The sequence below is a fragment of the Streptomyces sp. sk2.1 genome (genome assembly GCF_008120935.1).
Taxonomy (GTDB): Bacteria; Actinomycetota; Actinomycetes; order Streptomycetales; family Streptomycetaceae; genus Streptomyces.
In genome coordinates, this window is sequence record NZ_RDBO01000060.1 from 30602 (window position 1) to 42644 (window position 12043).

The following is a 12043-nucleotide window of genomic DNA, read 5'->3' on the forward strand; positions in this document are numbered from 1 at the left end:
CGCACGGTGGTACCGCTCCGGTCGTCCTCCTCCCGCGCGGCTGAACGGCGGTACGGCCGAACGGCCCGCGCGACCTCGGGTGCCCATGTTCCGGGTTCCTCCGCGGTGCCGGACCTGGCCTGCCGGAGCCCGGCGGCCAGCAGGCCGTCGCGCCCACCGCGCCGTGCGGCCACCTCACGGAGCCCGTCGCGGGCCTCGTCAGGTCCATGCGGAGTCCGACCGGCCATGGTCCCAGCATGGCCAGAAACATTTTGGGACGCATCCCGGTCCCTGCGGGCGGTCGGCGAGGGAACAACCTGCCGGCCCCGCCGGCGGCGTACCGCACGGCACGGGCCGCGGGTCGTCGCTCATCCCTCCGCCCGCCGCCGCACAGGCCCGTCCGGGTGTGTGCTCGACCGCCATGGCCCGGTGGACGGCCGCGTCGGAGGATGTGCCGCGGCTCCGTTCCCGGCGGCCGGCCCGGGCCCCTCGGCACGGCCGGCGTCCTCCATGGACGAGGGACGGGGAAAGGAATCCGCGGGCGGGCGGCGGCAGGCGTCGGGCACTCCCCGGCGGGGCCCGATCCGGAACCTCAGCCGGCAGACCACGGCGTCCGTGTCCCGGCGGACGGCGTGGGCGACGACCGCGCCCCGCTGGTTCTGCAGCACCCGCTGCCACAGGTGTTCCGGCTCCACCTCGGGCACGAGGACGGTGACCCGGGTGTCCGGCTCGGCAGCGCGCAGTTCGCGTACGTACGCGGTGACGGGACGGCCGAGCGTCCGCCGCTCGGAGGGGAGCCGGACCAGGGGGACGCCCGGGTTCCACAGGGCCCAGTCCCGGGCCAGGGCGTCGGCCTGCTCGCGGTCCTCGGGGTCCGGGTGGCAGACGGTGACCGCCCGCACCTCGTCGCCCAGGGAGACCGCCGCGGTCAGGGCCTCGCTGGTGAGCCGGGTCAGGGAGGAGACCGGGACCAGGACGAGCGAGCGCTCGCGGTGCGGCGGCTCCGGGATCCGGCCGACGCCCAGTCGCTCGCCGATCCGCCCGTACGACCGGTGCACCGCCTCCAGGACGAGGACGAGCAGCGGCAGGGCGATCACGACCAGCCAGGCCCCGTCGTGGAACTTGGTCGCCGTGACGACGACCGCGCCGGCACCGGTCAGGACGGCGCCGAGGCCGTTGAGCAACGCCTTCGCGACCCACCTGGTTCCCCGCCTCCGGTGCCAGTGGAGGACCATGCCGGTCTGGGCGATCGTGAAGCCGACGAAGACGCCGATCGCGAAGAGCGGGACCAGTGTGTTCGTGTCACCGCCGGAGAGGATCAGCAGGGCCGCCGACACGATCGACAGCCACACCACACCGTGCCGGTGCACCTGGCGGTCGGCCCTGAGGCCGAAGACGTGCGGTACGTAGTTGTCGCGGGCCAGCAGTTTCAGCAGGACGGGCAGACCGCCGAAGGAGGTGTTGGCGGAGAGCGCGAGCAGCACCATGGTGGCGAACTGGACCACGTAGAAGGCCCAGTTGTGCCCGAGGGAGGCATCGGCGAGCTGGGCGAGGACGGTGACGCCTTCCACCGGCCGCAGCCCGAAGCGGGAGATCAGCACCGCCAGGCCGATCAGCATCACGCCGAGCAGCACACCGAGCGCCGCCTCGGCACGCATCGCCCGGCGGGCCGCCGGGGCGCGGAAGGAGGGAACGGCGTTGGCCATCGCCTCGACGCCGGTCAGCGCCGAGCACCCGGAGGCGAACGCCTTCAGCAGCAGGAGGGCGCCGACGGTCGAGGCGTTCGCGGCGAGGGCGGAGGCGTGCCCCTCGGAGGCGGCCGTGGACACCGGCCCGTCACGGAAGAGGCCCACCACGATCAGCGTCAGGATCGCGGTGACGAAGACCGCCGTGGGAACGATGAACACGCGTGCCGAGTCGACGATCCCCCGCAGGTTCACCCCCGTGATCAGGATCAGGACCGCCAGGCAGATCCACAGCCGCTCCCCGTACAGCCCGGGGAAGGCCGAGGTCAGGGCGGCGACTCCGGCGGTGACGGCCACGGCCACGTTCAGGACGTAGTCCAGTACGAGCGAGGCGGCGGCCACCAGGGCGGTGCGCCGTCCCAGATGGGCACCGGCCACGGCGTACGAGCCGCCGCCGTCCGGGAACGCGGCGATGACCTGCCGGTACGAGGCGACCAGCACGGCCAGCAGGCCCGCGATGCACAGGGTCACCGGCAGTGCGAAACCGAGCCCGTGCCCACCGGCGGTCGCCAGGACCAGGACGATCGCCTCGGGGCCGTATGCCACCGACGCCATCGCGTCCAGCGACAGTGCGGCGAGACCGGTGACGGCGGTCAGCCTGTGCCGCGCCCCGGGGTCCGGGGGTGCGGGGTGCCCAGGCCAGCCGCCCGGTCGCAAGAACACCCGGCCCACCCCACGCCACGACGTGCACACAGTCGGCAAAACGGACCCCACAAAGCGACGAACGAAGAACGACCCCACGTCCACGCCGCACAGGTTAAAGATCAAGTTAGACGACGGACAGCTGCCCGATGGAGGCGGCGCGGACATCCTCGCCCTCCGGATCGCCTTCTCTGTCGGGTTCAGCGTGTTGGGGGCTGGAGGGGCTTTGCGTTCCGCACTGGCGGGTGCTCGGGCAGCGGCACGGTGAGGCCTGAGCACCCTGGGACGTGCGGGTCAGCCCTCGCCCTGACCGGCGCTCCCCATCGGGCCGACCTTCATCGAGGAGCCGGCATCGTCCGTGATGGGCAGCGTGGCGGCGCCCGGCCAGTCGAGGGTGACCGACTGCGTCTCGTCCGGCGGGGTCACCACCAGCCCGGTGATGCGGACGCCGGAGCCGCCCGACGTGTTGAACGGGTAGTTGATGCCGAAGTACACCGACTTCCCGTCCTTGAGGGTCATCGGGGTGGCCTTCTCACCGGTGTGCTCCACGGACAGTGATCCCGCGTTGGTCTTCAGGTCGACGCCCGCGTACCCGGAGAGCACGCAGTCCCGGCCGCCGCTGTTCTTCAGCTGCACCGCGACGGTCCCGTCGGTGTCGCCGTCGATGGTGCTGTCCGTCGCCGTGATCTCCAGCTCGTCGGTGCGGCACTTGCCGGCCTTGCCGTTCCAATCGGAGCCGGTCCCGGCGGCCGTGCCCTGCCCCCCGGCCCCCTTCCCGGCCGAGTCCTTCCCGCCGCCCTGGCCCGAACCGCCCGAGCCCGAACCGCCGCCCGCGGAAGACGCGGAGGACTCGGACGACGGGGCGCTCTGTCCCATGTCTTCGTCACCGTTCTGGCAGGCCGTGAGCGAGAGACCCGCGACAACGGCCAGTGCGGCGAAGGTCAGCTTGTGAACGCGCAACGTTTCTTCCTCAGCATCGGTGGGGGGTGCCGACTGCTCGGCACGGTCGGTACGAGCGAGCATTTCTGATCACCAAGACCTACCCGGCCCGGCGGCCCGTTCCACCCAACCGCCCCCTAGTAGTGCTTGGTCAGGTTCACTCGCCGGTGGCGTGTCCGTTTGATCGGGTGTGTCGTTGACTGGCTGTGCTGGGTGAGGAGTTGGCTGCGGTCCGGTGTGATCTGGAGGACTTCGCGGCGGAGATGTTCGAGCCGTTCGCGCGGGCGGATCAACGCCGGTGGGGCGCCGTCTATCTGCGAGGACTGCTGCTGGACGGGCGGCGCAAGTCGGTGGAGCCGATGGCCGCCCGTCTGGGTGAGGACGGCAACCGGCAGGCCCTGGCCCACTTCATCACCACCAGCCCGTGGGACGCGCCGCGACCCACTCGGACCGCGTGACGCCAGCGCCCCGACCCCGCCCTCGCGCCACAACTGGTGCCACTGATAAGCCGACTTCAGACTCACCCGCAGACGCCGTGCCACTTCCGGCGGCTTGACCTCCTGCTCGAACAGCTCGGCCGCCTGCATCCGCACCGACTCCCGACGCACCCGTCCCGCAACGGTCAGCCCGCCCCCATCCGAATACCTCACACACCATCGAATACAGCCACCACACCAAGCCCATCAGGGACTTCGGGAAAGTTCACCCTGACGAGCCGAAGTCAGTAACGGAACTGGGCGTCCCTGTCAGGGTGCTGAGCACCTTCGATGGTCTTGGCGTTGGCCTGCAGACTGAAGCCCTCCTCCCGCAACAGGCCGGCGACCGTGTCGGCACAGACCCGGTGGCCCTGCCGGGTCAGCTCCGCTGCCAGCTTCCGCGTCGACTTCGTCGTCCAGCGCAGTGGGGACATCGGATCGCCCCGCTCGTCGGGCTCTACCAACGCCAGCAGCGCCGGCCGCAGTCCCGGGTTCAGCTCAGTCGCCTTCTTCCGGCCTCCGCCCGCCCGGCGGACACGCCCCAACGGGTCCTGACCGGATTCCAGTTCAGCCACCCCACGCGAGACCGTACCCTCCCGGACCCCGGCCGCAGCAGCAACGAGCCTGATCCCGCCATGCCCCAACGACCGCGCTTCCGCCCCTATGACCAGCCGACGCTGACGTTCATCCAGATGCGGCAACAACGCCTGGAACTTCGCAGCCAGGACGGCCTCGATCCCCTCCGGTCTCCCCATACCAGAACAACGAGCCCCACAGCCGGAAGCTACGACTTGTTTCCCGGCAAGCCCAAAGGAACCAGAACGATGCATTCCGGAATACAGAACAGCACAGGATGGCCGAAAGGTCGCCACCTATATCGGACACAAGAGGGCGTTCGGGATAAGCGCACGGCTCACATTCTCGCCAGATCGGCACTAACCAGGATCGGCCGCCAGGCGCGCATGCTATTGTGACCGCTGCACATGGGGGGACCATGTAGTTACTCGTGCACAGATCTAATTTTGGGGGGATTATGAATTCTCTGCTTTCCCGTACCATGAAGGGCAAGGCAACCAAGGGCGCCGTGATCGGAATTATGGCTGCTACGGCCATCGGCCTTGCCGCCCCGATATCCAGCGCCTCCGCAGAATCCTCGTGGGATCGCGGCTGCCGGGGCTACTGGTACACCACCTCCGGGCACGGGTACTGCTCGAACGCGCAGTGGGTCGTCGAAAGGTTCGAAGTCGCCTACGACTGCAACGTCGAGATCGACACGGAGCACAGGAAGACGGTCAAGCTCGGCTACACAGGAAAATTCGACACCCATGAGTGCACGTTCAAGATCAACGGCACGGACGTGTCTTCCACCTACTGAGAAAAACTAACCGAGGGAGAGCCCGCCAAGCAGGCGGGCTCTCCCTCCATATGAAAGTCATGCAATGACGCTCAGCCCTATCGCTCGACTCGCTTCTGTCACACAGGGCTACGGCAGCCACCGCATTATCGAGAATCTCGATCTCTCCGTTTACCCGGGTGTCACTGGACTGCTGGGCCCTAACGGCGCGGGTAAGACCACGCTATTCCGGACCTTGGCTACGATCACGCCACCGTGGAGCGGGCATGTAGAGCTGTTTGGTCGACCGGTTAACGGTGAACGGCACGCTCGTCGAGCTCGCCGCCGCATCGGTTATCTGCCGCAAGACTTCGGGTTCTACCCGGCGTTCTCGATCGTAGATTTCGTCCGCTACTGCGCCTGGCTGCGGGAAGTGCCGCCCAAGAACGCCGACTCTATGACCAGGGAGGCGCTAGGGGCAGTTGGTCTGGCCGATAGGGCACAGGACCGGATGAGGTCCCTGTCCGGTGGCATGCTTCGCCGGGCCGGTATCGCAGCCGCTATCGTCGGGGCGCCCTCGCTACTCCTGCTGGACGAGCCAACTGTCGGTCTCGATCCCGCGCAGCGCCTTGATTTTCGTGAACTCATTCGTTCCCTCGCGCTCGCGGGAACAGCAGTTGTTCTGAGTACACATCTGGTCGAAGACGTCGGCGCAGCGTGTGACACCGTCCTCGTATTGAATGAGGGCCGTGTGCTGCACAGCAGCACACCGCTACAACTAGCCGAGCTGGCGGACCTCGCCGCCCCCGGCGACAACCCTCTGGAACGCGGGTACATGACTGTTCTCGGAGGCCACCGGATCAACGGTGGGAGCACATCGTGAACGCCTATCTCATCGAGCTGCGCCGCTCCCCTCTCCTAACGGCCTTGCCACTATTGGTCGTTGTCGATCTTGTCGTTCTCTTCGGCCGCTCCCGGTACTGGATCGGTGTCTGGCCTGAAGCGAGCGTGGCCGCCCAAGTTGTCACCATCTTCCTCGGGCCTCTGCTCGCTGCCGTCTCGGCATGGCAGGCTGGCCGCTCGTCCCGCTCAGGCATGCCCGAGACCGTTCTCGCTGCGGCCAGGCCCCTGTGGCGAATCGAGGCAGCGCGGCTCGCCGCGACCCTCACGCTCGGGCTCGCCGCGTACATGATCGGGTGTGTTACTGCCGCCGGGGTCTCCCTCAACGAGGCAGGCCCTGGTTTCCTCTGGCCTTCCTACCTCCTGCTGGGCATGGCAACGCTGGTCATCTTCGCCTCTGTCGGTCACCTCGCCGGCCGGTGGTGGCCTTCCGCCGCATTCACTCCGATCGTGTGCGCGCTGGGCTGCTTCATCAGCATGTTGGCCTTGCCTATCAAGTTCAATGTCCTGGCCGGCCCACCCAACCAGCACCTACAGCCTCTCCCCGTCGCTCTGCGGCTGCTCTTCGCGCTCGCCCTTGCAGTTCTGGCGGTGACAGCACCGCCATTGCGTCGGTCCGACGAGCGCCAGATGCCGCGGCAGAAGACTGCCCGGCACATTCGTTTTGCCGCCGTCGGATCAGCCGTCCTTTCCCTGATTGCGCTAGTGGCAACTTCGGCCGCAGGCGAACTCCGCGTCGACCGGCCTGCGGCAGCGGTGAAGCCGCTGTGTGATCGTGCTGAGAAGGACTCTCCGGAGGTATGCGTGTGGCCCGAGCACGGCAAGTACCTCCCCGAGCTGACTCTCATGGCGCAACGTTTGGACCAATCGGAGTCGTGGCTGAAGTCGCCGCAGTCGTTCCACGAGTTCGGGCTGCGGCGGACTGACCTAGGCGATCGAGGGTTCGACATCGCCGAAGGGCATGTCCGCACTGCGGCGATCGCGATGGCCGACGGAGTTTTCGCCAAGTCCCTGGGAAACTGCTCGCCCCCTCCCGAGGAAGACCGGGTGTGGCAGGCCATGGACAACATACGACTCTGGCTTGAGTACCGCTCCATGGGTCAAGACCCGTCTGTATCCGACAAGGGGCTTCACATGGAGGGGGTAGAGGCTGCCCAGAATGAAGCAGTTCGCGCTTCACGGGCATCAGAGTCCGAGCAGCGTAAATGGCTCGCCAAGGAGCGAAGCTACATCCTTCAAGATTCTGCCTGGTGCACGGCTAATGATCAGCTCTGATCTCGTTCGCTACGCGAGAGTCCACCGCGCTACAGCCATCCTGACGGGGGCAGCCGTTGTCGTAATTCTGTCTGCGCTTTTCGGCGGCTCCAATATTGCATTGCCTTCTATCGGCAGCGGTGGAGTCACCACGGGGGTCCCGTTCAGACGCGAACTCCCTCTCTTCTCCGCGGTCTTCCTCTCTGCAGCGCTCAGTAGCGCCATGGCGAAGCACGAGGAGATGGGCGCATCGGCTATGCACCGGTATCGGTTGAAGTATTGCTTCGGCCTCACGTTGACTGTCTGTGTCCTCTCCTTCGGAGTCGAGGGACTCGCCGTCGGCGTGGAAGCCGGAGTGGTGTTCGTTCGCTCCATCTTGATCTGGTTCGGTCTCGCGCTGTTGTCGATCAGGATGCTCGGTCCGCAGCTCAGTTGGCCACTGCCCTTGGCGTCGGCACTCGTGCTGATCTGGTATCCACAAGAGTGGTGGGACTGGACGGCGAATTCCGCTACAGATCTGGCCAGTTGGGTGGCCGCCGCGGTCGCCCTGGCTTTCGGAGCGACCGCGAGCGCGGCAACCTCTTGGCGGACAAGGAACTGGTCACGTAGAGCTCGTAACACGATCATGTGCGGGTCTTCTTGAGGCGTCTGTAGCAGATGAGGCTGCAGGCGAGGGAGACGAAGGCGTCGTGGAGTTCGGTGCGGCGTTCCCAGCGGACGGCGAGACGCTTGAAGTGGTGGAGGAGAGCGAATGAAGCTTCCCCGTGATCTTGGACACTCGATCTTTATGCCGCGAGGTCGTGTTGGTGCCGCTGTCGGGTCTCGGCTGGGGTGAGGTAGCCAAAGACCTTGTGCTTGCGTAGTCGGCGGCGGTTGTAGAACGTCTCGATGAAGTCGAAGATCTCGGCGCGGGCGGTGGCCCGGTCGGGCCAGACACGGGTGCCGATCTCTTCTTTGAGCAGGGCCCAGAAACTCTCCGCAGCGGCGTTGTCGAAGCAAGATCCGGTGCGTCCGCAGCTTTGCCGGAGGCCCAACTCGCTTATGTGGTAGCGGAAGTGGCTGCTGGTGTATTCGCTGCCGCAGTCCGAATGCGCTATGCAGCCGGGCTGGAGACGGCCGCGTCCGGAGGCCATCTTCAGCGCGTTGACGACGAGGTCGGCGCGGTGGTGGTCGGCCATCGAGTAGCCGACGACCTCGCGGGTGGCCAGGTCTAGCCAGCAGGCGAGGTAGAGCCAGCCCTCGCCGGTGGGCAGCGCGGTGATGTCACCGACCAGCTTCGTGCCGGGGGTCTTGGCGTGGAAGTCGCGGCCGATCAGATCGGGGGCCGGCTTCGCCTTCTTGTCCGGCCGGGTCAGCGACCGCCGCCTGCGGCGGTGGGCTCCCTGGATGCCGTGCTCGCGCATCAGGCGGGCGACCCGCTTGCGGTTCACGCATCGCCCCAGGCGCCGCAGTTCGGCATGGACGCGCGGGACCCCGTAGGTGTGGCGGGAGGCGACGTGGATGACGGTGATCTCGTGGGCCAGGGCCTCGTCAGCGGCCTTGCGGGCCGAGCGGGCCTTGGCCGCGGCGAGCCAGGCATAGAAGGAGGAGCGGGCCACCTTGAGCAGCCGACACAGGAAAGCGACGCCGTGGGTGGTCTTCTCCGCCTCGATGAACGCGTACGTGTCGTTCATCGATCGCTCTCCTTTGCGAAGAAGACCGCGGCTTTTCGCAGCACCTCGATCGTCTTGGCCTGTTCGGCGTTCTGCCGACGCAACCGCTTGAGCTCTTCGCGTTCGGCCGTGGTGAGCTCGCCCGGGGCGCCCTCGCCCCGATCTGCCTTTGCCCGGCGGTACCAGCCGCGCAGGGACTCCGAGCTGATGCCGAGCTCCCGGGCGACCGCCGTAACCGTCTTGCCCGAGGAATCGACGAGCGCGATCGCGTCACGCTTGAACTCCTCGGTGTACCGCTTCGTGTACTTGCTTCCCACCTGGTGCTACTTCCTCTGGAACCTCACGTCCCAGTCTCCAGGTGTCCACGATCAAGGGGAAGGTTCACCTGTGCCGATGGGTTGAGACTTCGAACACCTCCCCCAACGGCACGGGAGCCTTGTGCGTTGTGGCCCTCACCTCAACCACACCGGCGTCACCCGATCAGTGGCCACGCTGAATACGCTCAGTGTTTCCCCGCCGGTCGTGAGCCGGTCCCGGGCCTCGCGCAGGTTCGTCCGCATCCGGCTGAGCTCGTCGACCACGGCCCGGGTGGTGGTCTCCTGGGCGGCCTGCCCGCTCGCCTCCAGCTTCTCGATGCCCTTGCCGATCACGTCCCGCAGATCGGTTCCTGTGGTCATCACGGCGGTGTGCAGCATCGTCAGCGTGCCGGTGTAGCCGGTGTCCTTGGGCCGTGTCATCTGCCCCCAAAAAGTTGCGATCAGTAGCGGCTCGATTTCAATGCGTATGCTGCCCAACTCGGCTGCCTGTCACGGGAGATACGGACCAGCCTGACCCCCGGGCCGGTGCCATCCGGCCAACACCGCCGCAAAACCACCGGTCCGGCACCCTGGCACCTCTGGCGGAAGAGGGCGCACGGGCCTGCGGTCCCGGCCGGCTCCGGAGCGGGGGCAGGGGGTGGCCCGTTCGCTGAAGCCGCGTTCCGTCCGCCGCCCCGATGGCCGAGCCCGCGGCCCGGGTGCGCGCMCACCCGGGCCGCGGGCGTCCGCCCCTCGTCGGCCGCCGCGCGGAGCGCTGCGACTTCGTTACGGCTGGGTGCGCCGGCCACCGATCGGCTGCCCTCTTACCAGTCAGAAGCCTTGCTTCGCAGGGGAGTTGAAAGGATTCACCCTGTCGTGGCAGGTGATGGTGCCCGCAACACCTGCCACTGCTGTGACATCCGTCACTCGACAAAGATCCTTTGTCGGCGGCGTACCGCGAAGAGTGGGATGTCACCGCAGGTCGGCACCCTTACACCATCCGTTACAACATCACTTTCCGCCGACAGGCCGTACCGGTGCGTGATATTCGTTCGGTCGCGCATGCGCGTTCGGCTGATTCGGCCGGTTGAGTGATCCCTGACGGCACCCCGGGCGTGCCGGACTCCATCCCAGCCCTCAACGAAGAGGACCCATGACCGACGAAGTACGTGAGGAGGACGGCCACAGCCCCGTGGCCGAGGCCCCGCTCCCGCTCCCGCTGGATTTCGAGGCCCACTACCTCACCAACCAGGAGGCGTTCCACGAGTACGCCCTGGTCATCCTGCGCACGAACGACCGGGCGGAGAAAGCCGTCCACCGCGCCTTCCTGGAGATCCTGCGGCACTGGGACGACCTGCTCACCGAGCCCGATCTGCAGGAACAGACCTGGCAGCTCATGCGCCGCGTCGTCGCCGACGAGCTGATCGACGGCTTCCGCGAGAACCTCACGACGATGGACAGCGGCATCGGCCTGTACCCGGCCCTCAGCAAGCTGCCCCCGCGCCAGTTCGACGCCATCGTCCTGCGCCACATCGCCAAGTACGACACCAAGCACATCGCCTGGTACATGGGCCTCTCGCCCAGCACCGTCAACCACCACTGCCGCAAGGCCCAGGAACGCCTCGCCCCCGTCTACCGCCGCGCCACCCGGCCGATCAAGAAGGAGGACACCCCGTGAACGCCTGGGAGAAGGTCTTCGCCGACGCCGACATCTCCGTCCGCGAGCRCCGCCGCCCCTTCGATGTCGGCGCTGGCCTGCGCCGTCTCGCCCGGGACGCCGTCGACGTCGACGGCGCTGGTCCAGCAGCAGTGGGCGTTAAGTCCGATCTTCCTCGGTTCGTGATCGCTCGGTCGTGGTACTGATCGCGGTCCGGACCGCCTCATGGGCATGTCCATGTTGAGATGCGGGGCGTGAAGAGAGAGCCGTACCTCAGCGACTTGCCGGACGAGCAGTGGGCGTTGATCGAGCCGATGATCACGACCTGGAAGCAGGACCGGGTGGCGGGGTCGGCGACCGGAGATCCCGGGTCCTGCGACCTGCGGGAAGTCGTGAACGCGATCTTCTGCCGGAACCGGACGGGCTGCCAGTGGCGCCTGCTGCCGCACGATCTACCGGCCTGGCCGGCGGTGTTCTACCACTTCGGCCCGTGGCGCGAGGACGGGCTGGACCAGCGGATCCAGGAACTCCTGCACTGCCAGGTACGGGAGAAGGCCCGCCGGTTAGAGGACCCGTCCCTGGTGATCATCGACACCCAGTCCGTCCGCGCGGCCGCCGGTGTCCCCAAGACCACGACGGGGCTGGACGCGAACAAGAAGGTGTCGGGGCGCAAGCGGGGACTGGCCGTGGACGTTCTGGGGCTGATCATCGGTGTTGTCGTGCCGGCCGCCTCCGCCCACGACAACACGGCCGGCACCGCCCTGCTCGACCAGGCCGCCGAGCGGTGCGGGATGCGTCTGGAGAAGGCCCTGGTGGACCAGGGCTTCAAGGACGAGGTCATCATCCACGGCGCCCTGCCGGACATCGACGTCGAGGTCGTCCGCCGAAACCCTGCCGACCAGGGCAAAGGGTTCGTCCCGCAGCCCAGGCGGTGGGTGGTCGAGCAGACGCACGGCACGCTGATGCTGCACCGCCGTCTGGCACGTGAGTACGACCACCGGCCCGACACCTCCGCCTCACGCGTCCACTGGGCCTCCACCGCGGACATGACCCGCCGCCTCACCACACCGAGTCCCGCCTGGCGCGACACCCTCGGACCGGCCGCGCGAACGTCGCCGAACTCCTCGCCCGCCCCCAGACCCAGCACGACGAGGCCACCGCCCGAGCCGG

At 67.6% G+C, this 12043-nt stretch carries 11 protein-coding genes and 4 pseudogenes; 8 read left to right on the forward strand and 7 right to left on the reverse strand.

Going from position 1 to position 12043, the window contains the following annotated elements; genetic code table 11:
• Nucleotides 1-347 precede the first annotated feature (347 nt).
• Together EAO76_RS21915 and EAO76_RS21920 are read right to left on the reverse strand one after the other, a co-directional pair.
• Entirely contained in the window at nucleotides 348-2387 is a 2040-nt protein-coding gene (locus EAO76_RS21915) for an APC family permease (protein WP_262375647.1), read from the reverse strand.
• 273 nt (nucleotides 2388-2660) lie between these two features.
• Nucleotides 2661-3326, reverse strand: coding sequence for a DUF4232 domain-containing protein (locus EAO76_RS21920; protein ID WP_148837665.1), 666 nt, complete (start codon nucleotides 3324-3326; stop codon nucleotides 2661-2663).
• A gap of 242 nt (nucleotides 3327-3568) precedes the next feature.
• Between EAO76_RS21920 and EAO76_RS21925 the strand changes: the two are divergent.
• Nucleotides 3569-3733 (forward strand): annotated as a pseudogene (locus tag EAO76_RS21925) (transposase); the annotation flags it as partial.
• A 45-nt stretch (nucleotides 3734-3778) separates the two neighbouring features.
• Here EAO76_RS21925 and EAO76_RS45455 read toward each other — a convergent pair.
• Together EAO76_RS45455 and EAO76_RS21935 are read right to left on the reverse strand one after the other, a co-directional pair.
• Nucleotides 3779-3955, reverse strand: a pseudogene (locus tag EAO76_RS45455) (helix-turn-helix domain-containing protein); the annotation flags it as partial.
• A gap of 74 nt (nucleotides 3956-4029) precedes the next feature.
• Nucleotides 4030-4536: pseudogene (locus EAO76_RS21935) on the reverse strand (ISAzo13 family transposase); the annotation flags it as partial.
• A gap of 341 nt (nucleotides 4537-4877) precedes the next feature.
• On the opposite strand from EAO76_RS21935, the gene EAO76_RS21940 reads away from it, so the two are divergent.
• The 4 genes from EAO76_RS21940 to EAO76_RS21955 all read left to right on the forward strand — a co-directional run bounded on the left by EAO76_RS21940 (nucleotide 4878) and on the right by EAO76_RS21955 (nucleotide 7911).
• Nucleotides 4878-5156, forward strand: a complete 279-nt coding sequence (locus EAO76_RS21940) for a hypothetical protein (RefSeq protein WP_148837666.1) — start codon at nucleotides 4878-4880, stop codon at nucleotides 5154-5156.
• 64 nt (nucleotides 5157-5220) lie between these two features.
• A complete protein-coding gene (locus EAO76_RS21945) occupies nucleotides 5221-5997 on the forward strand; it encodes an ATP-binding cassette domain-containing protein (RefSeq protein ID WP_148837667.1) in 777 nt (258 codons plus the stop codon).
• A complete protein-coding gene (locus EAO76_RS21950) occupies nucleotides 5994-7289 on the forward strand; it encodes an ABC transporter permease (protein ID WP_262375648.1) in 1296 nt (431 codons plus the stop codon). Before EAO76_RS21945 ends, EAO76_RS21950 begins: the two co-directional genes overlap by 4 nt.
• 202 nt (nucleotides 7290-7491) lie before the next feature.
• Nucleotides 7492-7911, forward strand: coding sequence for a hypothetical protein (locus EAO76_RS21955; RefSeq protein WP_262375649.1), 420 nt, complete (start codon nucleotides 7492-7494; stop codon nucleotides 7909-7911).
• A 142-nt stretch (nucleotides 7912-8053) separates the two neighbouring features.
• Here the strand turns inward: EAO76_RS21955 and EAO76_RS21960 are convergent, their stop codons facing one another.
• The 3 genes from EAO76_RS21960 to EAO76_RS21970 all read right to left on the reverse strand — a co-directional run bounded on the left by EAO76_RS21960 (nucleotide 8054) and on the right by EAO76_RS21970 (nucleotide 9714).
• Nucleotides 8054-8941: an IS3 family transposase gene (locus tag EAO76_RS21960; RefSeq protein WP_148837670.1), complete on the reverse strand. Its 888-nt coding sequence runs from the start codon at nucleotides 8939-8941 to the stop codon at nucleotides 8054-8056.
• Nucleotides 8938-9237, reverse strand: coding sequence for a transposase (locus EAO76_RS21965; RefSeq protein WP_148837671.1), 300 nt, complete (start codon nucleotides 9235-9237; stop codon nucleotides 8938-8940). Before EAO76_RS21965 ends, EAO76_RS21960 begins: the two co-directional genes overlap by 4 nt.
• A gap of 135 nt (nucleotides 9238-9372) precedes the next feature.
• Nucleotides 9373-9714: a hypothetical protein gene (locus tag EAO76_RS21970; protein WP_187438734.1), complete on the reverse strand. Its 342-nt coding sequence runs from the start codon at nucleotides 9712-9714 to the stop codon at nucleotides 9373-9375.
• Nucleotides 9715-10369: 655 nt separating this feature from the next.
• Here EAO76_RS21970 and EAO76_RS21975 point away from each other — a divergent pair.
• From EAO76_RS21975 to EAO76_RS21985, 3 genes and pseudogenes are all read left to right on the forward strand, one after another.
• On the forward strand, nucleotides 10370-10894 hold the full coding sequence (locus EAO76_RS21975; protein ID WP_148837673.1) for an RNA polymerase sigma factor: 525 nt from the start codon (nucleotides 10370-10372) through the stop codon (nucleotides 10892-10894).
• Complete coding sequence (locus EAO76_RS21980; RefSeq protein ID WP_148837674.1) at nucleotides 10891-11079, forward strand: hypothetical protein; 189 nt, start codon at nucleotides 10891-10893, stop codon at nucleotides 11077-11079. Before EAO76_RS21975 ends, EAO76_RS21980 begins: the two co-directional genes overlap by 4 nt.
• Before the next feature lie 48 nt (nucleotides 11080-11127).
• A pseudogene (locus EAO76_RS21985) lies at nucleotides 11128-11979 on the forward strand (IS5 family transposase); the annotation flags it as partial.
• Nucleotides 11980-12043: the final 64 nt, after the last annotated feature.